Origin of the sequence: Staphylococcus simulans, assembly GCF_002902285.1 — a bacterium.
Classification (GTDB): Bacteria; Bacillota; Bacilli; order Staphylococcales; family Staphylococcaceae; genus Staphylococcus; species Staphylococcus simulans.
On sequence record NZ_PPRU01000018.1, the window covers coordinates 21,343 to 43,089 of the forward strand.

Annotated in this window: 24 protein-coding genes and 1 pseudogene; 14 read left to right on the plus strand and 11 right to left on the minus strand. The window is 35.5% G+C overall.

Going from position 1 to position 21,747, the window contains the following annotated elements:
* Nucleotides 1-10: 10 nt before the first annotated feature.
* The 10 genes from CD112_RS04795 (at nt 11) to CD112_RS04840 (ending at nt 9,187) form a co-directional block, all read left to right on the plus strand.
* Nucleotides 11-538 (plus strand): YwhD family protein, encoded by a 528-nt coding sequence (locus CD112_RS04795; protein WP_096754501.1) that lies wholly within the window; start codon nt 11-13, stop codon nt 536-538.
* 156 nt (nt 539-694) lie between these two features.
* Nucleotides 695-1,879 (plus strand): amidohydrolase, encoded by a 1,185-nt coding sequence (locus CD112_RS04800; protein ID WP_103363945.1) that lies wholly within the window; start codon nt 695-697, stop codon nt 1,877-1,879.
* Nucleotides 1,880-2,009: 130 nt separating this feature from the next.
* Nucleotides 2,010-2,426, plus strand: a complete 417-nt coding sequence (locus CD112_RS04805) for a YwiB family protein (RefSeq protein ID WP_002481392.1) — start codon at nt 2,010-2,012, stop codon at nt 2,424-2,426.
* Nucleotides 2,427-4,091, plus strand: a complete 1,665-nt coding sequence (gene argS / locus CD112_RS04810; RefSeq protein WP_057510148.1) for an arginine--tRNA ligase — start codon at nt 2,427-2,429, stop codon at nt 4,089-4,091.
* Between the two features lie 136 nt (nt 4,092-4,227).
* Nucleotides 4,228-5,133 (plus strand): ABC transporter substrate-binding protein, encoded by a 906-nt coding sequence (locus CD112_RS04815; RefSeq protein ID WP_002481394.1) that lies wholly within the window; start codon nt 4,228-4,230, stop codon nt 5,131-5,133.
* A gap of 1 nt (nt 5,134) precedes the next feature.
* Nucleotides 5,135-6,082 (plus strand): FecCD family ABC transporter permease, encoded by a 948-nt coding sequence (locus tag CD112_RS04820; RefSeq protein WP_061055257.1) that lies wholly within the window; start codon nt 5,135-5,137, stop codon nt 6,080-6,082.
* 58 nt (nt 6,083-6,140) lie between these two features.
* Nucleotides 6,141-6,884 carry an HAD family hydrolase gene (locus CD112_RS04825; protein ID WP_057510150.1) on the plus strand — a complete coding sequence of 248 codons (744 nt, stop codon included), beginning with the start codon at nt 6,141-6,143 and terminating at the stop codon, nt 6,882-6,884.
* Nucleotides 6,859-7,683 (plus strand): alpha/beta fold hydrolase, encoded by an 825-nt coding sequence (locus CD112_RS04830; RefSeq protein ID WP_061054896.1) that lies wholly within the window; start codon nt 6,859-6,861, stop codon nt 7,681-7,683. Before CD112_RS04825 ends, CD112_RS04830 begins: the two co-directional genes overlap by 26 nt.
* Before the next feature lie 166 nt (nt 7,684-7,849).
* Entirely contained in the window at nt 7,850-8,356 is a 507-nt protein-coding gene (locus CD112_RS04835; protein ID WP_002481398.1) for an SA0570 family protein, read from the plus strand.
* A gap of 117 nt (nt 8,357-8,473) precedes the next feature.
* Entirely contained in the window at nt 8,474-9,187 is a 714-nt protein-coding gene (locus tag CD112_RS04840; RefSeq protein WP_061054895.1) for a hypothetical protein, read from the plus strand.
* Between the two features lie 138 nt (nt 9,188-9,325).
* On the opposite strand, the gene sarA is transcribed toward CD112_RS04840, so the two are convergent.
* Entirely contained in the window at nt 9,326-9,700 is a 375-nt protein-coding gene (sarA, locus tag CD112_RS04845; protein WP_002481400.1) for a global transcriptional regulator SarA, read from the minus strand.
* Nucleotides 9,701-10,026: 326 nt separating this feature from the next.
* Nucleotides 10,027-10,950: an efflux RND transporter periplasmic adaptor subunit gene (locus CD112_RS04850; RefSeq protein WP_023015459.1), complete on the minus strand. Its 924-nt coding sequence runs from the start codon at nt 10,948-10,950 to the stop codon at nt 10,027-10,029.
* A 322-nt stretch (nt 10,951-11,272) separates the two neighbouring features.
* Between CD112_RS04850 and CD112_RS04855 the strand changes: the two genes are divergently transcribed.
* A complete protein-coding gene (locus CD112_RS04855; protein ID WP_002481402.1) occupies nt 11,273-11,497 on the plus strand; it encodes a hypothetical protein in 225 nt (74 codons plus the stop codon).
* Between the two features lie 52 nt (nt 11,498-11,549).
* Here CD112_RS04855 and CD112_RS04860 read toward each other — a convergent pair whose 3' ends face one another.
* Both CD112_RS04860 and CD112_RS04865 read right to left on the minus strand, forming a co-directional pair.
* On the minus strand, nt 11,550-11,762 hold the full coding sequence (locus CD112_RS04860; protein WP_002481403.1) for a DUF2922 domain-containing protein: 213 nt from the start codon (nt 11,760-11,762) through the stop codon (nt 11,550-11,552).
* Between the two features lie 15 nt (nt 11,763-11,777).
* Nucleotides 11,778-11,981 carry a DUF1659 domain-containing protein gene (locus tag CD112_RS04865; protein WP_002481404.1) on the minus strand — a complete coding sequence of 68 codons (204 nt, stop codon included), beginning with the start codon at nt 11,979-11,981 and terminating at the stop codon, nt 11,778-11,780.
* 305 nt (nt 11,982-12,286) lie between these two features.
* Here CD112_RS04865 and CD112_RS04870 point away from each other — a divergent pair, with 305 nt between their 5' ends.
* A complete protein-coding gene (locus tag CD112_RS04870; RefSeq protein ID WP_061054894.1) occupies nt 12,287-14,335 on the plus strand; it encodes a cation:proton antiporter in 2,049 nt (682 codons plus the stop codon).
* Nucleotides 14,336-14,442: 107 nt separating this feature from the next.
* Here CD112_RS04870 and lif read toward each other — a convergent pair whose 3' ends face one another.
* The 5 genes and pseudogenes from lif to CD112_RS04890 all read right to left on the minus strand — a co-directional run bounded on the left by lif (nt 14,443) and on the right by CD112_RS04890 (nt 18,787).
* The gene (gene lif / locus CD112_RS04875; RefSeq protein WP_103363946.1) at nt 14,443-15,684 is read right to left on the minus strand and encodes a lysostaphin resistance FemAB family serine transferase Lif; all 1,242 of its coding nucleotides are present in this window, start codon (nt 15,682-15,684) and stop codon (nt 14,443-14,445) included.
* A gap of 121 nt (nt 15,685-15,805) precedes the next feature.
* Nucleotides 15,806-15,900, minus strand: a pseudogene (locus CD112_RS13575).
* A 383-nt stretch (nt 15,901-16,283) separates the two neighbouring features.
* Nucleotides 16,284-17,216 carry a manganese ABC transporter substrate-binding lipoprotein MntC gene (gene mntC / locus CD112_RS04880; protein ID WP_103363947.1) on the minus strand — a complete coding sequence of 311 codons (933 nt, stop codon included), beginning with the start codon at nt 17,214-17,216 and terminating at the stop codon, nt 16,284-16,286.
* The gene (locus CD112_RS04885) at nt 17,213-18,049 is read right to left on the minus strand and encodes a metal ABC transporter permease (RefSeq protein ID WP_002481408.1); all 837 of its coding nucleotides are present in this window, start codon (nt 18,047-18,049) and stop codon (nt 17,213-17,215) included. The genes mntC and CD112_RS04885 overlap by 4 nt, the downstream gene beginning before the upstream one ends.
* A gap of 24 nt (nt 18,050-18,073) precedes the next feature.
* A complete protein-coding gene (locus tag CD112_RS04890) occupies nt 18,074-18,787 on the minus strand; it encodes a metal ABC transporter ATP-binding protein (protein WP_023015455.1) in 714 nt (237 codons plus the stop codon).
* 125 nt (nt 18,788-18,912) lie between these two features.
* On the opposite strand from CD112_RS04890, the gene CD112_RS04895 reads away from it, so the two are divergent.
* On the plus strand, nt 18,913-19,569 hold the full coding sequence (locus tag CD112_RS04895; protein ID WP_002481410.1) for a metal-dependent transcriptional regulator: 657 nt from the start codon (nt 18,913-18,915) through the stop codon (nt 19,567-19,569).
* Nucleotides 19,570-19,725: 156 nt separating this feature from the next.
* On the plus strand, nt 19,726-20,430 hold the full coding sequence (locus tag CD112_RS04900; protein WP_023015454.1) for a phosphatase PAP2 family protein: 705 nt from the start codon (nt 19,726-19,728) through the stop codon (nt 20,428-20,430).
* 58 nt (nt 20,431-20,488) lie between these two features.
* Here the strand turns inward: CD112_RS04900 and CD112_RS04905 are convergent, their stop codons facing one another.
* Both CD112_RS04905 and CD112_RS04910 read right to left on the minus strand, forming a co-directional pair.
* The gene (locus CD112_RS04905; RefSeq protein WP_002481412.1) at nt 20,489-20,980 is read right to left on the minus strand and encodes a GNAT family N-acetyltransferase; all 492 of its coding nucleotides are present in this window, start codon (nt 20,978-20,980) and stop codon (nt 20,489-20,491) included.
* A gap of 10 nt (nt 20,981-20,990) precedes the next feature.
* Nucleotides 20,991-21,743, minus strand: a complete 753-nt coding sequence (locus CD112_RS04910) for a M50 family metallopeptidase (protein ID WP_061054891.1) — start codon at nt 21,741-21,743, stop codon at nt 20,991-20,993.
* Nucleotides 21,744-21,747: the final 4 nt, after the last annotated feature.

A 21,747-nucleotide genomic window follows, 5' to 3' on the forward strand; every position in this document is an offset into this window, starting at 1 on the left:
GTAATTAAAAATGGAGGTGTGGCTTGTGGCAGAGAATAAGGGTTTTCAATTCAATATTATTAAAAATGACCCGTTAGATGGCCATAAAGGAACGAATATCGGGGCAATCAGTTTGGATAACGTTGCACCTGTATTTATAGATTTACAAGAGAAAGAAGCATTTATTGATATTGGTGCGATGCATGCACGTGCAGATGTTGAAAAGGGTGTTAAATGGATTACAGATAAAGAAACTGTTGAAGGCCCTGAAGCAAAAGCTTATTGGTTATGCTGGGTGACAACTGAACGTGGTGAACAAGGTGCTTACTATGCTGGATTGACAGCTTGTTATTTATTAGTGAACAAGAAAATCCGTAGAGGTTATAAGAGTATGCCTGAACATGTCAACATGATGGATAAATCTATGAAACATAAAATTGTCATTGATCATATCGGTGATGAAAATATTGAGATTATCCGTGATTTCTTAAAAAATCATGATAAAGACATGTGGGATAACTCAAGTGATGAATTGAAAGAAGCACTACACGATAAATAAAAACAATTATTAAAGGCAGAAATCACGTCATGTGGTTTCTGTTTTTCTTTCTTAATACTAAGTTATTTTTATACTTAAAAAGGATAAGTATGTTAGAGTGTAAGTATTATATTTTGAATAATCACAATAGTTAAATAATAAAAGGGGAGAGGGAATATGAGTTCAGAATTAATCAAACGTTTACAAGAGAAAGAAGAACGTATGGTCGAAATCAGACGGTATTTACATGCACATCCGGAGTTGTCATTTAAAGAAGTAGAAACGCCAAAGTATATTGCGGATTTCTATAAAGATAAGGATTGTTTAGTAGAAACAAACGTCGGTGATAATGGGGTGAAAGTCACTATAGATAGCGGTAAACCAGGGAAAACGATTGCGATTCGTGCTGACTTTGATGCTTTACCGATTGAAGAGGCAACAGGACTGCCATTTGCGTCAGAGAATCCAGGCGTGATGCATGCGTGCGGGCATGATGCACATACGGCGTATATGTTGATTTTGGCTGAAACGTTGATTGAAATGAAAGAACAATTTTCTGGAAAAGTGGTCGTGATTCATCAACCAGCTGAAGAAATGCCGCCAGGTGGTGCCATCGGTATGATTAAAGATGGTGTGCTAGAGGGTGTAGACCATGTCTTAGGTGTACACGTTATGAGTAATGGTGAACGTGGTACGATTTATTATCGTGAAGGCAACGTACAAACTGCACGTGGTTACTTTAAATTAGTCATTCACGGTAAAGGCGGACACGGTTCTTCTCCACATGACGCAAATGATGCGATTGTAGCGGGTGCGAACTTTGTGACAACGGTACAAAGTGTAGTCTCAAGACGTATCAGCCCATTTGAAACGGGTGTCGTTTCAATCGGTTCTTTCGATGCGAAAGGTCAGTTTAATATTATTAAAGATAAAGTGGAAATCGAAGGTGACGTGCGTGGCCTGCATGATGAAACGAAAGATAAAATCGCACAAGAGTTACAACGTGTCGTCGATGGTTTAGAAACAACATTTGGTGTGACTTGCGACTATGAGTATCTAGATGATTATCCAGCAGTATACAATGACCCAGACTTTACAGAGTACGTAGCTGAAACCTTAAATAACGCAGAACGTTCTGCGATTCAAAAAGTAGAACGTTGTGATCCATGGCCGCCATCAGAAGACTTTGCATACTATGCGAAAGAAGTACCAAGTGTATTCATTTATGCAGGAGCAGCACCTGAAGAAGGTGAAGTTTATCCGCATCATCATCCTAAATTTAATATCAGTGAATCTTCAATGATGACAGCGGCTGAAGCTGTCGGTACGGTTGTATTAGATTATTTGAAGGATGAATCTTAATAAGCAGAAAAATTTAATTGATTTTATGATGTACAGCGCATACAGTGTGAATTTAGTCACTGTGTGTGCTGTATCTTTATGTTATAATTTGGTATATTAATGAATAATTCAGAATAGGGTGAGCGCGTCTTTGAATCAAAACATTCGTATCCAAACATTACAGACGATTGAACGCGATGATGAGTTTGATGAATTTGAATTTGAAACAGATGGCACTTGGCAAGAGAAGCGGAATGCTGAATTTATCCGCTATGATGAACAAGTTGAAGACTTGACGGTGCATATTACATTGAAAATTCAAGAAGATGAAGTTAGATTAATGCGCAGCGGGAATATTAAACAGAACCTGCATTTTGTTGAAGGAAAAGACACCGTATCTTTATACGAGATACCGACAGGCAAAATTCCTTTAACTATTCGTACTTTAAGCATTCATCATTACGTACAACCAGACCAATCAAAACTTAAAATTCGTTATGAACTCTTCCAAAACGAAGAGAAGATGGGCACATACCTTTACCAAATTACCTATAAGGAGCTGAAGTAAGTGAATATTATTGATCAAGTCAAACAAACATTAATTGAAGAAATAACAGCAAGTGTTAAAGCCGCTGGACTTGCAGAAGAAGTTCCTGAAGTCAAAGTGGAAATTCCGAAAGACCCAAAAAATGGGGATTACTCTACAAACATTGCGATGGTGCTAACAAAAATCGCAAAACGTAATCCACGTGAAATTGCGCAAGCTATCGTGGACAATTTAGATAAATCTAAAGCGAATGTTGAGAACATCGAAATTGCAGGACCTGGTTTTATCAACTTCTATTTAAATAACCAATACTTAACTGCGATTATCCCTGAAGCTTTAGAAAAAGATACAGATTTTGGTCGCTCTGAAAAGAAAAAGAACCAAAAAATCTTAGTGGAGTATGTTTCTGCGAACCCAACAGGTGATTTGCATATCGGACATGCGCGTAATGCGGCAGTCGGTGATACGTTATGTAATATCTTAGATGCGGCTGGTTATGATGTTACACGTGAATATTACATCAACGATGCCGGTAACCAAATTACGAATTTAGCACGTTCTATCGAAGCACGTTACTATCAAGCTTTAGGTAAAGAAGCAGAATTACCTGAAGATGGCTACCATGGTAAAGATATCGTGAATATCGGTAAAGATTTAGCGGAAAAACGCCCTGATCTACAAGAACTCCCTGATGATGAGCGCTTAAAAGTGTTCAGACAATTAGGCGTCGATTATGAAATGGAAAAACTTAAAAAAGACTTAGCTGATTTCAATACACACTTTGATGATTGGTTCAGTGAAACAACGTTATATGATTCAGGCGAAATCAAACGTGTCTTAGAGTTAATGAAAGAAAATGGTCATACGTATGAAGCGGATGGTGCGACTTGGTTACGTACAACGGACTTTAATGATGATAAAGACCGCGTATTAATCAAAAAAGACGGCACATACACTTACTTCTTACCAGATGTGGCATATCACTATGACAAATTCCACCGTGACGGCGGCCAAGATATCTTGATCAACTTATTCGGCGCAGACCATCATGGTTATATTAACCGTCTGAAAGCATCTGTTGAAACATACGGTATTGATGCAGAACGTCTTGAAATTCAAATCATGCAGATGGTGCGTTTAATGCAAGATGGCGAAGAAGTTAAAATGAGTAAACGTACGGGTAACGCGATTACATTACGTGAAATCATGGATGAAGTCGGTATTGACGCGGCACGTTACTTCTTAACAATGCGTAGTCCAGATACGCACTTTGATTTTGATATGGAACTTGCGAAAGAAAACTCAGCTGAAAACCCTGTTTATTATGCACAATATGCACATGCGCGTATTTCATCTATCTTAAAACAAGCGGGTGAACGTGGCGTAGTGCCATCTGAAAATGCAGATTTCAGTGTTATTAAAAATGATAAAGCGATTGATTTATTGAAGAAAGTTGCAGAATTTGAACCGATGATTGAAAGTGCTGCAGAACAACGCGCACCACATCGTGTAACCAACTATATTCAAGAATTAGCAGCAGCTTTCCATAAATTCTATAACGCTGATAAAGTCTTAACAGACGATGAAGCTAAAACACAAGCTTACGTTTCTATGATTGCGGCAGTACAAATTACATTACGCAATGCCTTGGCATTAGTAGGTGTAACTGCTCCTCATACGATGTAAGATTATATAAAGAAGCATTCTTGACGGGTGCTTCTTTTTTTATTTTTAAACTTGTAAAATTTTTGTAAGATTCATCTTCTCAGCCCGCGTAAATATGCTAAAATGAGATTTACAATACAAGTATGAGGAGAAATTGATGAAACAGAAATTATGGGTGTTTTTAATCTTAATTATCTTAGTTGCGGCTGGGTGTTCTGCACCGAGTAATAAAGAGAAAGCAGACAACAAAAACCAATCAGAAGAAAAGACAAAGCAAACGCAAAAATATCATCGTATTATCTCGTTGATGCCAAGTAACACTGAAATACTCTATCAACTCGGTTTGGGTAAAGAAGTTATAGGAGTGTCTACAGTGGATGACTATCCTAAGAGTGTTAAACATAAACAGAAGTTTGATGCGATGAAACTCAATAAAGAGCAGTTATTAAAAGCAAAGCCAGATTTGATTTTGGCGCATGAATCACAAAAAGGTATGGGTGATAAAGTATTAGGCGATTTAGAGAAAAAAGGCATTAAAGTCGTCTACATACCTGAAGCACATAACTTTGACGAAATTTATGGTACGTTCAAACAAATCGGTAAAATCACAGGTCGTGAATCACAAGCTGACACATTAGTTTATGATACAAAACATCGTGTTGACGCTGTGTTGAAAGATGTGCCGAAGCATGAAAAAGCACCGACTGTCTTTTTAGAAGTCTCACATGAACCAGAGATTTATACAGCCGGAAAAAATACATTCTTCAACTATATGATTGAAGAACTGCATGCGAAAAATAGTTTCGCAGATCTGGAAGGCTGGAAGAAAGTCAGCAAGGAAAGTATTATTAAACAAGACCCAAATGTTTTAATTACGACAGAAGGTATCACACGTTCGGATTACTTGAAAATTATTCGTAAACGTGGCGGCTTTGAGAATTTAGAAGCTGTGAAGAAAGGCCGAATTGAAGCGGTAGATGGTGATACGATTTCAAGACCAGGTCCTCGTATCGACCAAGGCCTTAAAGCATTAAGAGATGCGATTTACCGCGATGAAAAATAATATGAAACAAACCACTATTATTATAGGATGGTGTCTCGCGTTAATCGCGAGTATCGCAATCAGCTTGTTTTGGAATTTAGGCAGCTGGTCGGACCCCTTAAATCATAGTATTTTGTTTGAAGTGCGCTTACCGAGAGTGTTCGAGGCATTGTTGGCTGGTATCGGTTTATCGATAGCCGGCCAGATGTTTCAAACCGTTTTGAATAATCCGCTTGCAGATAGCCTGACTTTAGGCTTAGCGAGCGGTTCTGTTTTAGGTAGCGGTTTAGCTGTATTTATCGGTTTAAGCAGTTTATGGATTCCGTTCGCTTCAATTGTTGCAAGTATGTTAACTTTAGCTATTGTTTTAGGGGTGACTGCCGCAATTTCACAAGGTTATATGATGCGCGCGTTGATATTATCAGGTATCATGATAGGTGCATTATTCAATGCGTTTTTATATCTATTGATTCTACTTGATGAACGCAGAATGAAAAGTATTGTGATGTATATGTTCGGCGGTTTTTCTAATGCAGAATTGCATGAAGTATACGTTATTACACCCATTATGATGTTATGTATCGTGCTACTAGGCTTACTGCTGCCGAAGGTAAAATTACTGCAAGTCGGAACGTTGAAAGCACGTTCTTTAAGTTTGAATGTCAGACAAATGATGTTTATGGTGTTAACTTTATCATCTATCATGACAGCTATTATTGTCTCGTATACCGGCATTATTGGTTTCATCGGTATGATTGTGCCACAGCTGATTAGAAGAACGACGCAGACTACATTAGGTGTACAAATGTTGCTGAACGGCGTTGTCGGCGGTACAGTGATGGTCTTTGCGGACACGTTAGGTGCACAATTATGGAATCCGATTGAAATTCCAGCAAGTATCATTCTTGCTTTATTAGGAATACCTGTACTCGGGTATTTAATCGCAACCCAGAAACATTCGTATGAATAATCTGATGAATAAAGAAATAATCACAGATGCCAAATAGGCATTTATAGGAGAGAAGCTTATGAATTTAGAGGGGATTAAGGCAGTCGTATTCGATTTAGAAGGCACGCTGTTGGATCGTAATAAATCAAGAGAGAAGTTTATTGAAGAACAATATGAACGATTTCATGATTATTTAGTTCATGTTCAAGCGCGTGATTTTAAAAAACAGTTTATTGAATTAGATGATGACGAAGATCATGATAAGCCTGAACTGTATAAAGCGATTATCAAACGATTTCATGTCGATCGTTTAACATGGAAAGATTTGTTCCGCGATTTTGAAACACATTTTTATCGTTACGTGTTCCCTTACCATGATACACAATATACACTAGAGCGTTTAATCCAAAGAGGTTATTTGACAGGTGTGATTGCGAATGGTAAATCTAAAATTAAACAATACCGTTTAGAAAACTTAGGTATCTTATCCTATATTCATTTTTTATCTACTTCTGAAATGGTAGGGTTTAGAAAGCCGCATCCTAAAATCTTTGAAGATATCATGGATCAATTAGATGTTGCGCCTGAAGAAGTGATGTACGTCGGTGATGATGCCTTAAATGATGTTGCACCGGCCCGTGCAATGGGTATGGTCAGTGTATGGTTCAATCATGAAGATGATGAAGTAGAATTAGCACCAGAACCTGAAGAGATGGACTTTGAAATTGCAACTTTGGAAGAATTGCTAGAGATATTACCAAAAATCGCCCCACATTCTAAGGAGAGTGAAAAAGCAGATGGAACTATTTACGACGAAGGATAATACGACGTTAAATTATATAACAAAGGGAAGCGGACAACCTGTTGTGTTGATTCATTCCGCTTTTGAGAACTATTCGATTTTCGATGATATTGCGACGCAATTATCATATGATTACCAAGTCGTCAGCGTAGATTTACGTGGACATGGTTATTCAGATAAACCTTTAAATATTGATTTTGCAGATTATGTAGAAGATATTAAAGACTTGTTAGATTACTTATATATCAAACATGCATTCTTTATCGGTCAAGAACTGGGTGCGACGATTGCGGCAGATTTTGCGTCTAAATACGCTGAGTATAGTGATGGTATTATTTTAATCAATCCAGCAACATTACAAGCAGAATTGCCAGAAGCGCGTTTATACAGAAAGTACGCAGATCAAATCAGAACGTTAGAAGAAAACAAACAACAAAAATTCTTAGATAAACATACGTATGGTTCACCGAAAAAAGCAGGGAAAATGTTGAAACATTTTTCTGATACACTGACATTAATGACAAGACTTGAAAAAGAAGCGGTAACAAAATCATTTGAACAAACTGAAATTGATTTAGACTTACATCAAATTAAAGCACCGGCATTAATTATCGTCGGAAAATATGATGAACGTTTAACACCACAAGAGTTAGATACTTATACAAAAGGAATCGCTCAAGCACAAGTTGAAACGTTTGAACATTCAGGATTGTATCCGATGGGTGAAGCAAAGAAAGCTTTCTTAGAAACTGTAACAGCATTTATCAATGTGAATGAAGTATTAGAAGATGAGCAGAAACGCGTAACTACGCAACAGTAAAGTTTTTAATCATTAATATTAGCAATTAAACTCCAATATATTATACAATATTACAAAAGATTACATCTAGAGACTGATTACATCAAGGGTAATTAGGGGTATAGTGTAATAAGCGCAGAAAAAGTTACAAGAAATTTACAAAAAGAGAGCAAAGGAGTTATTGCTTATGAAAAAATTACTTTCAGCGGCTATTGTTTCTGCAACAGTGGTAACTGGACTAGGCATCTCTCAAGCAGATGCAGCGTCTGGAAATACGATTCAAACCGTTCAACAAATCCACCACGGAGATACTTCTCTAGAAGGCGTTAAGCTAGGTCAAAACATCCAAGATGTTTTGAAATCACAAAAACTCACAGGGTACTCTTATAAACCTGATAAAACAAAACATTATTATGAGTTTAACTCTGACAAAGGCTTATTGATTGTGACTGCTGATGGTCAAAAAGACCACGGCAAGGTAACACACGTTACAATGAAATACAACAAAGCAGATGGCCCAAGCTTTAATACTGTACGTAAACAGTTAGGCAATACGGTCACTTGGAGATATAACTATAATGAAGTTACAGGAAACTTCGGTTACATTAAAGATAAAGATACTTCTTATCAATTTACAAGCCAATCACCAAAAGATAAAAACTTAAAACTTTATCGCATTGATATTGGTAAATAAGTATACATGAAATAAAGGCAGGGGTGTTGTACACTCCTGTCTTCTTTAATATTGATTGAACTAAGCAATTGTGCCATGATAAATTAGTAAGGATAGTAAATTTAAAGGAGTCACATCATGCGACCGAATGATAAAATTTTATTAGAAAATATCAGTGATTACTTCAACTATAAAGGGATTGCGCCAAACATGATTGACGATATTAAAGAGAAAATTCGTCAAGATTTACCGAAATCTGAAGCGCATGACGTCGATTATATCGAATATCGTAAAAAGGCACCGGCAGAGATTATTTTAACCATTCAAAGGAACTTATTTGGTTTACAGCTGAATCCGATTCTCTTTTTCATTATCAATTTCTTATTAATCTCTTACCTGTACGATAAACAGTTCGTGCCATTTCAGGCTGCGACAGGATTATCACTCATCTATTGTTTAATCATTTTTCCAATTACTGTTTTTGTATATTTCAGGATTGTGCGAAAGAATTATTTATATAGCAATAAAGCTGAAGTGATGATAGGGATAGGCATTGTGATTGTGGCGGCTATTTTAGTGGCACTGCATGGTTTGAATATTGATCTTGGTGTTATAGTCGTAACGAAATATGCGCATATTTTTGTGTTCTTTTTCGGCTTAATTATGGCTGGTTTAGGCCTGTATTATAAGCGTTTTGAATTTACAGGTGTAGGTTTATTGTTAGCACAAAAAACGATTGACGCAGTTATTTTAGACCCTAATATAGCGCAAATCGGTACGATTATCATTTGGGTATTAATCTTGGCGGTTATTATCTATTATTCAATCAAGTTATCTACACGAGGGAAATAATAAGAGTTGTCCAAATAAAATACAAAATGACAATAAAATACGTATTTTCGTTGTAAACAAAAAGCGTGGTGCTTTGAATGTATGTCATTCTAAGCATCACGCTTTTTGTATTATCCTTTATAATCTATCGTCAGCTGATCAGATTTTGATTTCTTTGTTTGCAGTTAAGATACGCTCGTTAATACGATTTAATAATTCATTGATTTTTTCACGTTGTTTAGAATTTACTAAGATTAAAACAGTTCTTTCATCTTGTTCGTTACGTTTTTTATCGAAGTAATCTTCTTGTGATAAATTTTTAACAGCTTTAACAACTTGTGGTTGTTTGTAGTTTAAGTGATTAATAATATCTTTTAAGAAATATTCCTCGTCATCTGATTGACTAAGGAAAGTTAACACTGCAAACTCTTCGAAGCTGATTGTAAACTCTTTTTTAATAATGCTTTTCATCTTGTCAGCATATGTCACCATTGCTAAAAGATCAGATGAATTTTTAATTTTTGATACTGCCATTTGTATTTCCTCCCTTGACATTCCCATTATCGTAGTATTATTGGCAAATAGACTAATATTAACATTAATTTCATAATTGGGACTAGATGCTATTGCATCAAAATATTCCTGCCCCTATTATTTATTTAATTATAACTAAATAAAAATGAAATGTAAACAAAAAAACATTATAAAACAATGGCTATTTCAAACAAATGATACTTTCAAAAAATTACCCAATGAACCCAGAAAATTTATTGAACATCATTTGAATTACACATTATAAATTAAGATAATGTCTATTTTTTCTATTTAGCCTTTTGATATGGGTTAATTATATAAGAACTCTAGTTTAATGTGAAGTTTTTGGGTTGAGCAATAACTTTTTCTCCCGGTAATAAACCTTCACTAATAATAACCATACCCGATTTTTCATGGTATTTAATAATTCTTTTAACCATTTGTTCATTTCTTTTAATTAATATTGCGTTTTTATCATATAGTACGTCCTTTGGAAGGGCAATTAAGTGCGTAGGAATCGTAATTTGAAAGTGAGTTCCTACCGGTATAACACCATTAGTAGAAATTTGAACTTCGTAATAAGATTTATTTGTTTCACTTTTTGTAACATCAGGATAATGACTAATACTCAAAATTTTGCCTTTAAACTGTTCCGTTGTTTTTGTTTTAATTTCAACAGATTGGTTAAGTTTCAATTGTTTGAGTTCAGTCTCAGAAATATAAGCTTTAATTATACGCTTTGAACTGTGAATTTGCGCAAATAATTGATTTTTCTTACTTGGATGCTTATCAATAATATGGACAATGCCTTCTGACATACTGAAGACTTGTGTTCTGAGTCCAAGCTGAATACGATCATATTCTTGTTCCAAATAGGTATGCATATTTAGGAAGTTTTGACGATGCTGATGACTATCTAAAGTATTCAAATGCTTACGTACGGCAGTTAATTGTTGTTCAAGTGTTTTATTGTAGTATTCGAACAAGGGCTGATCTTTTTTTATCATTTTACCTTCAGCACTATACCAGTCATGGATGCTTCCCATACGAGCATCATAGTAAAAGGATTGTGTTGTTTCAGCAGATTGAATACCAGAAAATTGAATCGGTCGGTTATAGGTTGCGGTGTACGTTTTAACGTTTTGAGTTGCCTGAAGTGTGTAATGTCGGAATGCGGCATATAATCCGACGGCAGTTGCGCTTAAAAGGAGAAGGAGTATTAAGGCAATCAACCAGGGGTGTTTAAACAAAATTATGCTCACCTCATCTTATTTAATTTCTTGGTTATTATACAATGTAAATAATGTTTGGTGCAACGCCTAAATTAATTATCTTGTCGCATATTTTTAATAAATATAAAAAAAGTAGAAAAATAACACAAATGCACTGAAAAACGACGAATATCAACTTAATCTCGTTATGCTCTGTGTTAAGTAATAGGTAAATTGTGTCACTTTTTATTTGTAAATTGTAAAAGTTGTAGATTTTTTTGAAATATCAATATATAATTTGTTGAAACGAGATGTTTTACATAAAGCGATTTATGAAAAGTGGGAAAAGGGGGGGCGCATCATGACAAAAATGACTATCATTCGGGTGTTAGACGAGGAAACATTTTTTATAGATGCAGGACATAGTGCTTGTATTAAACAGCACCAATTTATAGAAGTATTGAACGCTAAGCATTCATATAAAAATTTAGCGCAAGTCGTGGATGTTTATGATGATTATGCTTTATGTAGAAAGTTAGGTAGTAAACGCGTGTTTTTCGGAGATGTAATTCAACCGAGGCAATAATCAAAAAATAGCCGAGTTTACTCAAATGTTGAGCAAACTCGGCTATATTTAATTAGAAGATAACATGTGTTTCTTTTTCTACGATTTGTGCTCCTTTAATCGCAATGATTTTACCTGATGGAGGATTTAATACATTGCTTTCTAACAAAGTGCTCATCGCATTACGGATGGATTCTTCAGATACTTGTTGTTTAATATCTGGAACTTGGAATTTGACTGGTTTGTGTGCTTCATTGATATAAATCAATTCTAGTGATTTTGTCATAATCTGATTCTCCTCTTATAAAGTTTCTACTGTTGTGACTTCGATGTTGTCGTATGTTTCACCTGTTAATTTTTCAATAGCTGATTTGAAGCTGTTTAATTGTGCTTCAGTGCTTTGTGGGTTTAAACGGGCAAATCTACGACGTTTGATAACTGGTTTTGCTTCTTTTTTGTCTTCGACACGAATAAGTGTCACTGCAAGATCTTTGATTGTTTTCATTTCTGTTCACCTCCTTGCTCACTCTATATATCGAAATTTCTAGAAAAAAAGCACACCCTTTTGTAAAATTAATTTCAAAAACTTTTGAAGGAGTGTGTGACGGGGTAATTAAACAGGTATATAAAGCTTCTTCTCTAAGGTAGATGAATCATCGCAATATCTATAAGATGATGAAGTTTTTAGAATAGATTTCACACAATTGATTATAGTATTATTAAACATAGACACTTGATATATGGTCGGAATCTTCAATGATATTGAAGAAAGATATATGAAGTATATACAACAAAGAAAGAGGTGACGCTGTGGAAATTATTGAAGGTCTTTTGGTCTTTATAGCAGCAATTATTTTAAGTTCATTAATCCATTCATTATTTCTCCCTAAAGTACCACTAGCGTTTATCCAAATCATTTTAGGAGCGCTGATCTTTTTAACACCAATTCCGGTAAACTTTAGATTTGATACAGAAGTTTTTATGGTTGCGTTGATTGCACCTTTACTATTCATTGAAGGTGTTAATGTATCGCGTGTGAGTTTGAAGCGCTACATAAAACCAGTAATGATGATGGCGTTAGGTTTAGTGTTTACAACAGTCATAGGGGTAGGGTTCTTTATTCATTGGGTATGGCCAAGCTTACCCATGCCAGCCGGCTTTGCGTTAGCTGCTGTTTTATGTCCGACAGATGCGGTAGCTGTGTCGGCGATTACGAAAGGGAAAATTCTACCAAAAGGTTCTATGACAATCTTAGAAGGAGAGTCATTGTTAAATGATGCGGCAGGTATCATTTCATTCAAAATTGCTGTCGCAGCACTGATTACAGGCGCATTTTCTATTACGGATGCGATTGGTCAGTTCTTAATTACTTCAATCGGCGGTTTAGTTATTGGTCTGCTTGTCGGTATTATCTTAGTTCGTTTACGTATTGTATTGGCACGTAAAGGTGTAGAAAGCAATAATATGTTTGTATTCATTCAGTTATTGACACCATTTGTGTCATATCTTGCGGCAGAAGTCTTCCATGCTTCAGGTATTATCGCGGCAGTGATTTCAGGACTAGTTCATGGTTTTGAGCGTGATCGGATTAATCAAATCAGTAACCAGTTGAAATTGAGTTATACACAAACATGGAACTTATTGAGTTATGTATTAAATGGCTTTGTATTCGTAATTTTAGGCTATATCGTACCTGAAACTGTTAAAAACATTATTAAAACAGAGCCGCAGAACCTAGTCTTCTTACTTGGAATTACAGGTTTGATTGCCTTAGCGGTATATGTATTTCGTTTCTTATGGGTGTATGTTTTATATCCGTATTTCTACTTACCGGTCAGTCCATTCCAACGTGCAATGAATGATGGTGAGAATAAAGAACAAGGAGAAACGAAACCTAAACGTAGTAAATACGCGATGATTATGACTTTATGCGGGGTACATGGAACGATTTCATTAGCCATTGCTTTGACGTTTCCTTATATGCTTGGAGAACATACATCATTTGTTTATCGTAATGACCTACTCTTTATTTCTGCAGGTATGGTGGTATTAAGTTTGGTAATTGCTCAAGTTTTATTACCGTTAATTACACCAGTCATGAAGAAGGTCGAAGTGGAAGGAATGAGTTTCAGAGAAGCCCGTATCTATATTCTTGAACAGACAATTGACTACTTAAGAAGACATGCGACGCCTGAAACTTCATTCAATTACGGTAATGTCATCAAAATCTATCATGATCGTATTGCTTTTATGAAAGTGATTGACGATGATGATGAAAACTCTAGAGAACTTGAACGCTTACAAGGGATTGCGATTGATACAGAGACAGAAACATTAAACGAGCTCGTGAAAGAAGGCAGAATTACACAAAGTGATTTTGATAACTATATGCGCTATGCCGAACGTACACAAGTGTATCGTCAAGCTTCATTGATTCGCAGAATTATTATGCGCATCAAAGTAGCCATTTTAAGACGTCGTGTGCGTGTACAAACAAACGCATCTTCCTCATTAGATGTGCAGCAGAACTTAAAAGAAATTTCGAATATTATGCGTATCGTTCACTACAATGTAGTCAAACGATTAACAAAAGAAGCTAATACTGATAACAAATTAGAAATCGGCACAATTTGTGATAGTTATTTAATGCGTTCAGATAATCTGACAGCGGCTAATATCTTCTCAAATAAAACGGGTCATCGTAATAATGTAGCTAGAATCAAGCTCAATGCTTTACGTGAACAACGACATATTTTGAATGAATTGGTCGAAGATGAAGAAATCAGTGAAAAAACAGCTTTAAAATTACGTGAAGCGATTAACTATGATGAAATGGTCTTAGTGGACCGTTTAACATAATTATAAATAGAGCACAGCCTGCATAACAAACAGGCTGTGCTTTTTCATATAGTAAAATAAAAGAAAGAACTATTATAAATTGTTAGATAGTTGAGAATTGTTAACTTTTATCTATTTAACAATTGATAAATCTTGTAAAAGAAAGGGTTAATCGGTTTAATAAAGTCGCCGACATATTCTTCAACATGGGCATTAAAGCCTTCTTTGAATTTTTGAACACCGAAATCTTCAGCATCTTCACTGAAATCTCCTGTAATACCGTAAAAATTATAGCAATCAATACCTTTATTTTTCGCAAATTGAATCATTTCCCATTGGAGTCTGTACGCACCCATATAGGCATTGTATTTAGGGTTTGAACCGCTGGATAGGTAGTAAACTTCATGAGGGTTATAGATATAGTAAGCTGCAGCTAAGTCTAATACAGGTCCATCTGTTTCTATCAATTTTTTCGTTTCAGTAATTTTTCGTTCTTGTGCTGCTAATTGCTTTTGGTATTGCACATATTTATTTTTATTTTTCTTAGAATTAGGGTTTTCTTTTAATGCCGCTTGAACATTTTCAATATCTGTATTTAACTCAGCGACTTTCGCATTTTGTGCCTCTAATAATTCTTCTAAATCGATGTAAACCAGCTTTAACATACTGTTATCAGCGTATGTTTTCTGCATTCTTTCAAAATAGCTTTGATCTCTAAATTTGAAGCCGTGTTTTTCTTCAGCCATTTTAAATAATTTAAAAAATCGATCTGTTTCATCAATTGATAAATCACGGACTTTCACCTGCATTTCATAGGTTTTCTTAATATTACGGCGTGTTTGATAATCCATTTCTTTTAACAATTGTTTTTCATCTTTGTTTTCTAGGTTTAAGACAGACAACCATCTGATCTGACTTGTTTGAGAATAACCTGTAGTAAACCCTTGATGACGGTAACCTAATAAATTCATCACATTCATAAAAGTTTCGTTATCATAAGATTCAAGGATTTCTCCGTCACAACTTCGAATATTTTCTAACAGGTAAGGATCAGTTAAAACATATAAGCAGTTATGCTTTTTTAGATATGTCGTTAAGTTTTCATAAAAAAATCTGACTAACTCATGGTCTTTAAAGTTCATGACTGGACCGCGATGTGTATAGAAATATTTAAAGAACTTTAAACAACGTGCCTCAGTCAGTAAACAAGCAGCTAATACATCACCTGTTTCATTTTTTACGCCGACTAAATGTACATTATTTTGATGCTCATTTTGATAATTGAAATGTGAGGATGATTGGGTATAATGTGATGCATTTTCATTAACAAAATTTTCAAATTCTTGAATGTTTAACTTAGAAAAATTCAAAAAAAGACCTACTTTCATATAGAGTTTTTTAAAATTGATTAGATATACACAAAAAAATCGATTGATTAAGTAACCGAAATTGTTAACTTATCAACCGATATCAATATTGTTTAAAACTAAGCGGAGGGAGAAGGATTCGAACCAACGCAAGCACTGACGTGCTCCTAATTAATAAATAAATATTAACCCCCTTAAACCAGACTTGGGTATCCCTCCATGAATAACTAAATTAATCATAACTTTAGTTTTTCTAAAAGTAAAGGAAATTTATAAATATTTTGTAGATAAACAATTGAAGATATTTAAAGAAATATAATAAATGACTAAATTTTTTGTTGTTTATATTTAAAAGGGTAAAGATGTGATCTTGTGATGAAATATTGAGTGAATTAAACACAAAAAAAGCGACAGTTCCCCTCAAGAGCTGTCGCTTCGAAAATCGATGTCATCGCAAGCACCGATTTTCTTAAAGTGGTGTGTGGTCCAGTGGGAGGAAAGACCACAGCTTATTTATGTTTAGGATAGATTATTTATGGATTAGCGGAAATGGAATGGACATACTAGGAGGTCTTTTTCCGCTAATTGAAAGGATAAATTGTTTACTTCATGCTTTGATGAACGGTTTCAATGTTAGATTCCATCATTTTGTAGTAGGAATCTCCTTTACTGCCTTTTTTGCCAATAGAGTCTGTGTAGACTTCTCCTGAAATTGGAACGCCTGTTTCTTCACTCAAGCTCTTCATGCTTTTATGATCGACACTTGTTTCGACTAATAGATTTTTCAAGTTGTGATCTTTAACGAATTTAATTGCTTGTTTCATTTGTTCAGGTGTTCCTTGTTTTTCAGTGTTAATTTCCCAAATATAGCCGGGAGTGATGCTATATTGTTTTGAGAAATATTTAAATGCGCCTTCACTTGTGATCATAGCGCGTTGATCTTTAGGAATGTCATCGAACTTGTTGTGACTGTCTTTATTTAACTTTTCAAGCTTGTTGATATAAGCATCACCTCGTTTTTCGTAGTCTGCTTTGTGTGCTTTATCATGATTGATTGCAGCTTGCTGAATTGTTTTTACATATTTGATGCCGTTCTCTAGACTTAACCAAGCGTGAGGATCTTGTTTTGTCTCATCGCCTTCAGCACCGTTCAGGTAAATTGGTTTTACATCTTTAGAAACGCGTACGACACTATCATCTTTAGTTGTTTTGCCAGCTTGGTCTAAAGCATTTTTAAACCAACCATTACCTGTCTCCAGATTCAATCCGTTATAAAGGATGATATCTGCGTCTGTTAAGGCTTTGATGTCTTTAGGTTTGACCTCATATTCATGAGGATCTTGGCCGATAGGAACTATGCTATGTATATCCGCATGGTCCCCGACTACGTTGTCGGCCATGTCATATAGTATTGAATTGGTTGTGACGATTTTAAGTTTATGATTATCAGAGGCTGTTGAGTTTGAATCTTTGCCTCCGCCGCATGCTGCTAACAGTAATAACATGATAGCTAATAATGGTACTAATTTTTTCATGATGTAACTCCTTTTTTGATTTTGAGAGTCAATTTAGAATAGATAAATGTACCGACATAAATAGCAAACGCACACAAGACAATTGTTGCACCACTAGGGATGTTATAAATGTAGCTGAAATACATACCGATTATTGAACTGATTACACTGATCAGACTGGCTACAATCATCATAGACCATAATTTCTTGGTGATGAGAAAAGCTGCTGAAGCGGGTGTAATCAACAGTGCAACAACGAGTATAATACCCACAGTTTGAATGCTTGCAACTGTCACAAGTGACAAGAGCAGCATCACAAAGTAGTGGATGGCTGTTGTGTTTAAACCGCTCATTCTACTAAAGGTTGGATCGAAAGTAGAAATCATTAATGGGCGGTAAAAAATGATGATAAGCAAGAGTACTATTATGCTGACCACAATCGTCGACCAGTATGCACTATTGGTAATCGCTAGCAAATTACCGAATAGAATATGATACAAGTTCGTCGTACTATTGATCAAGCTGATAATAATAACTCCGGTAGCTAAGAATGCTGTGAAGCTGATGCCGATGGCTGCGTCTTGTTTAGTTTTACTTCGTTCAGAAATAAAACCGATGAATAGACTGGCTAGCATTCCAGTAACTAAAGCTCCGACAAACATCGGAATTTTGAAGAGGAATGATAGTGCAACCCCTGGCAATACAGCATGGCTCATCGCATCACCCATGAGTGACAACCCTCTTAAAACAATCAGGCTGCCGACTGTTCCGCACACAATGCCGACACAAATGGAAATAATCAGAGCGCGGTTTAAAAATTGATATTGTGTGAGTTGTTGTATAAATTCGTACATAAATTTGACTCTCTTTCTAATTCTTTAATGGCGCTGTGGTTGATTCATGAATGTCTCGTTTAATCGTTCTGTGGTCATTGCTTCTTCGCTTGGTCCGAAATAACGTAAAGTTTGATTGAGCAGAATGACACGATCGAAATAAGTAGTTGCTTTTGATAGATCATGATGCACGATTAAAATTAATTTGCCTTCGGCCTTTAAGCCTTCTATTTTACGCATAATTAATTGTTCACTCGTAAAATCAATTCCTACAAAAGGTTCGTCTAATAAGTAAAGTTCGCTCGTCGACATCAAGGCGCGTGCAACTAATACACGTTGCAGCTGTCCACCGCTTAATTGAGAAATTTGGCGTTTACGTAAATGTGTTAATTCCATTTCTTCTAATAATTGAGTTAAGCGTTGTTTAATTTGTGCAGAAGGGCGTTTAAACCACCCAATCTCTTTATAAGCGCCTGATAGTACGACGTTTTCAACATCAATTGGAAAATCTAAATCTAAGTAGGCTTTTTGCGGTATGTATGTGATGTTCTTAAGTTGTGATTCGACTGGTTGATTGTTCAACAATTGGACACCTTGTGATTTAAACTCTCCGATTAACGCTTTGATTAATGAGGATTTTCCTGCACCGTTCGGACCCATAATACCGATGATTTCACCGTGAACAGGAATAGACAAGTTGATGTTTCGCAAGACATGCTTATTGCCTAAATACAAATCCAAATTCTCAATTTCTAACAATATCACACCTCCTAAAAGAATTTTTAGGGTAACCTAATTTATTTCATCATAAGACATGAATTTTCGCGTGTCAAGTCTTTTCGTGATACAATAAAGTGAATCTGGATGGAAGGAACGGTGACAAGATGTTAACGGAAGAAAAAGAAGATTACCTCAAAGCGATTTTGAATAATGGCGGCGCAACTTCATTCGTTACAAATAAAAAACTTTCTCAATACTTAAATATTAAACCCCCATCCGTGAGTGAGATGGTCAATCGTTTAGAAAAAGCGGGCTATGTAACTACCAAACCTTATAAGGGTGTCAAATTATCCGAAGAAGGTTTCAACCATACATTAGAAATTATTAAGCGTCATCGCTTATTAGAACTTTTCTTAATCGAGATATTGAAATACAACTGGGAAGAAGTGCACCAAGAAGCAGAAGTGCTTGAACATAGAGTGTCTGATTTGTTTGTCGAACGTTTAGACTCATTGTTGAATTATCCGACAACATGCCCACATGGCGGTATCATCCCAAGAGATGGTAAATTTGAAGAAATTTACAATGAATCCTTAAAAACATTCCAAGCAGGAGATCAAATCGTGATTCGTCGTGTACGAGACCGTACGAAATTATTAATTTATCTTTCTAGTAAATTTATTTCAATCGGGGATGCGGTGACGGTGATATCTCGTGATGATACTAACGAAGTTATTGCTATTCAAAAAGGGGATGACCCATTAATTATTTTAAGTTATGAAAACGCGGCACATATTTTTGGGGAATTAGCGGACGTATAAATAGAATAGGAATCAGAGTGGTTCATCATTGGCGTAATCTATTTAGGTTACGTCTTTTTTGTCGTTCTAATTAATGAGATGTATATCATTCTTTGTACCTATGGATAATTCAAAAAATCGTCATATAATAATAAAAAAGATAAAAGAGGTATAAGGATGAAGGAGAATACAGCACATCAATCAGAAAAAATAGTGTTAGTTGTCAGCTTACTGATCTTTTTGTTTATAATGATTGGGAATTATTTAAAGTTAGATTTTTTACGATATATGGATCAAACGACATTACGATGGTTTATTCAAACGTTTGGTGAACCGAAAATGCAGTTTGGTCATGGCTTTCTTAATGATTATATGAATGCACTGGCTACATATGGAGATGTTTTAACCTTTGTAGTGATGTCTATTGTCATTGCGATTATTTTATTATTCAAGCGTTACTATGTATTAAGTTTATGGTTGTTAAGCACAGTGGCTTCAGGAGGTATCTTAGGTATTATTTTTAAGGATGTCATTCATCGTCATCGTCCGTATGACCATTTGTTAGCAGATACAGGTTTTTCTTTTCCAAGCGGGCATTCATTATCTAGTACGCTGATTGTGATCATTATATTTGCGGTGTTTTTACCGAAAGTGAAACATCGTGCAATTCAAGTGACAATTGCTGGTTTGCTTTCAGTGTTATGGGCAAGTATTTTATTTTCAAGAATGTACTTTCACGCACACTTTTTAACTGATGTGATAGGCGGTGTCTCTTTAGGTATCGTTTGGGTAATGGGTGCTATATTGATATATCGCTTGTTATTAACGAAGTTGCCTCAAATCAATTTACTGCGAAAAGGTAAGATGTTTTATATAAAATAGTAAAATAAAGAAGCTTTGCGGTGTCGCAAAGCTTCTTTTGTTCATCTATTCATCTCTATTAAATTTGTTTGCCCCAAATATTTAAGTCTAAGCGTTGATTATCGATGTGTGCGATTTGCGGCATTTCTCCCCAAAGAACGTAGCCTTGTTTTTCAAATAATTTATTACATGGTATGTTTTGTGCGAAAACATAGCCAGTTAAGAAGCGAATCCCTAACGCTTTGGCTTCTTGTTCTAGACGTTGCATCACTTTAGTACCAATACCTTTCCCACTAATCTGTTGATCCAAATAGATACTAACTTCTGCAGTTTCATCATAAGCAGGTCTGCCGTAAAAGTAATTCAGACTTGCAAAACCAATTGGGCGCATTTCTTCATCGTATACTGTAAACAAAGGACGCATGGCATCGTGTTTATCAAAGACGTGTGCCATTTCTTGTTCTGTCATTTCATCAATATCTGCTGTGATGTTACGTGCAGCGATGGCTTGATTATAAACTTTTGTAAATAAAGATAAATCGACTTGTGTTGCTGGACGAAGCTTTACCATTTTTATCACCTTAATTCTGTAAAAGTAGAATAGTGATAATAGCGTACACGATATAAACGTTAAAGGCAATCCATAACAAACTGAAAATTACGACAGGGATGCCGGTTAATTGACGTAAAGCTAAACCATCCCAGTCGATGACATGTTTCGTAAAAGTCAAAGTAATAATCGTCCAAGTCGATTGTAGCAACTCTCCGAACAGCACACCTAAAATAAAGTGGTAAATCAATGATAAGATAATGACAATGAATTCAGGTTGACCGTTTTGTACTAAACCATAAATCATGACGCCTAATAAGAGCGTGAGTAAAATAGGGATACCTTTTCTTGAAGTAATCAGCACAAAATAAATAAAGATAGCTAGATAGCTGAATACGAAGAGTGAAGGATAATGATAATAACCCGCAAAGAGCCCGACTGCCAACATCAACGGAGGCATCATATAACCACCAAGTGTCGTAATTATCATCGTCATTCTACTTCTAGCTCTGGTGACCGCAAAGCCTTGTCGCGAGGTCTGTATACGTTCTCTAGGAGAAGTAACAATCACTAAATCCTCGGTATGACCGCCACTGATTTTGTTAAATAGAATATGACCGAATTCATGTGTGAGTACCGGAATGTAATTTAATATAATGTCTAGAATCGCAAAACTTGGTTTATGACGATTGCGATGCACGAATAGATAAGCAATGGCGATTAATACCACCCAATATAAATGGAGTGTCATAGAAGTGCTTAGAATATCTTTAATCAACTGCATAATT

What these genes read in the sequence shown, in the direction of transcription:
- CD112_RS04795 (WP_096754501.1), top strand. Translation starts at nt 11, where the DNA reads ATGGAGGTGTGGCTTGTGGCAGAGAATAAGGGTTTTCAATTCAATATT.
- CD112_RS04800 (WP_103363945.1), top strand. Translation starts at nt 695, where the DNA reads ATGAGTTCAGAATTAATCAAACGTTTACAAGAGAAAGAAGAACGTATG.
- CD112_RS04815 (WP_002481394.1), top strand. Translation starts at nt 4,228, where the DNA reads ATGAAACAGAAATTATGGGTGTTTTTAATCTTAATTATCTTAGTTGCG.
- CD112_RS04820 (WP_061055257.1), top strand. Translation starts at nt 5,135, where the DNA reads ATGAAACAAACCACTATTATTATAGGATGGTGTCTCGCGTTAATCGCG.
- CD112_RS04825 (WP_057510150.1), top strand. Translation starts at nt 6,141, where the DNA reads ATGAATTTAGAGGGGATTAAGGCAGTCGTATTCGATTTAGAAGGCACG.
- CD112_RS04830 (WP_061054896.1), top strand. Translation starts at nt 6,859, where the DNA reads ATGGAACTATTTACGACGAAGGATAATACGACGTTAAATTATATAACA.
- CD112_RS04835 (WP_002481398.1), top strand. Translation starts at nt 7,850, where the DNA reads ATGAAAAAATTACTTTCAGCGGCTATTGTTTCTGCAACAGTGGTAACT.
- CD112_RS04840 (WP_061054895.1), top strand. Translation starts at nt 8,474, where the DNA reads ATGCGACCGAATGATAAAATTTTATTAGAAAATATCAGTGATTACTTC.
- sarA (WP_002481400.1), bottom strand. Translation starts at nt 9,700, where the DNA reads ATGGCAGTATCAAAAATTAAAAATTCATCTGATCTTTTAGCAATGGTG.
- CD112_RS04855 (WP_002481402.1), top strand. Translation starts at nt 11,273, where the DNA reads ATGACAAAAATGACTATCATTCGGGTGTTAGACGAGGAAACATTTTTT.
- CD112_RS04860 (WP_002481403.1), bottom strand. Translation starts at nt 11,762, where the DNA reads ATGACAAAATCACTAGAATTGATTTATATCAATGAAGCACACAAACCA.
- CD112_RS04865 (WP_002481404.1), bottom strand. Translation starts at nt 11,981, where the DNA reads ATGAAAACAATCAAAGATCTTGCAGTGACACTTATTCGTGTCGAAGAC.
- mntC (WP_103363947.1), bottom strand. Translation starts at nt 17,216, where the DNA reads ATGAAAAAATTAGTACCATTATTAGCTATCATGTTATTACTGTTAGCA.
- CD112_RS04885 (WP_002481408.1), bottom strand. Translation starts at nt 18,049, where the DNA reads ATGTACGAATTTATACAACAACTCACACAATATCAATTTTTAAACCGC.
- CD112_RS04895 (WP_002481410.1), top strand. Translation starts at nt 18,913, where the DNA reads ATGTTAACGGAAGAAAAAGAAGATTACCTCAAAGCGATTTTGAATAAT.
- CD112_RS04900 (WP_023015454.1), top strand. Translation starts at nt 19,726, where the DNA reads ATGAAGGAGAATACAGCACATCAATCAGAAAAAATAGTGTTAGTTGTC.
- CD112_RS04905 (WP_002481412.1), bottom strand. Translation starts at nt 20,980, where the DNA reads ATGGTAAAGCTTCGTCCAGCAACACAAGTCGATTTATCTTTATTTACA.
- CD112_RS04910 (WP_061054891.1), bottom strand. Translation starts at nt 21,743, where the DNA reads ATGCAGTTGATTAAAGATATTCTAAGCACTTCTATGACACTCCATTTA.